The 614-nt window shown below is 34.0% G+C and carries 1 protein-coding gene; it reads right to left on the bottom strand.

Annotated features, from left to right (window positions below; all coding sequences use genetic code 11):
* Positions 1–101: 101 nt before the first annotated feature.
* Positions 102–356, bottom strand: coding sequence for an AMP-binding enzyme (locus AAC854_RS24515; protein WP_422824132.1), 255 nt, complete (start codon positions 354–356; stop codon positions 102–104).
* Between the last annotated feature and the right edge of the window lie 258 nt (positions 357–614).

The following is a 614-nucleotide window of genomic DNA, read 5'->3' as shown; positions in this document are numbered from 1 at the left end:
TAAGCATAACTCAGTCCTCTTTTTTGCCTTTTTGTTTCTGGAAAATCAAAACTCGCAAAATTTGGACTGAGTTTCTTTGACACTCCTACCATTTTGAAAAGTTATATATCAAGCTCACCTATAAGTTTATTCCCGTCTACTTTATTATTCGAATTCAAAGGAAAAGTATCTTTGAATATAAGTAAGCTGGGTTGCATATATTTAGGAAGATTTTTTTCCAAATAAAGCTGTATCTGGCTCGTTGTTATGATTTCCTGTGCTTTTAACTGATACCATGCAACGAGAGTATTGCTAGTGTCACGTAGTGATACATAAGCATTAATAATAGCTGGATGACAGAGTAAACAATTCTCTATTTCAGCGAGATTAACAAGGCAACCATTGTATTTAATTTGTCTATCAGTACGCCCCTTATAATAAAGAAATTCGTGATAGAAATAACCTAAATCCCCTGTTTGATAAGACGGAGGGATAGCTTTTAAGTTAAATGGTGTATTTAAAGTTTCTTGGATTCACATATTAAGTGCAACATCGTTATAAACGAAGTAAATGAGTTTTTGTACCTTTAAATAGCTCATCCGGCGTATTGTAACCCCGTGTTTTTCGTGGTCGCT

The organism is Xenorhabdus entomophaga (assembly GCF_037996725.1).
GTDB lineage: Bacteria > Pseudomonadota > Gammaproteobacteria > Enterobacterales > Enterobacteriaceae > Xenorhabdus > Xenorhabdus khoisanae.
This window is presented reverse-complemented; position numbering and strand designations above follow the sequence as displayed.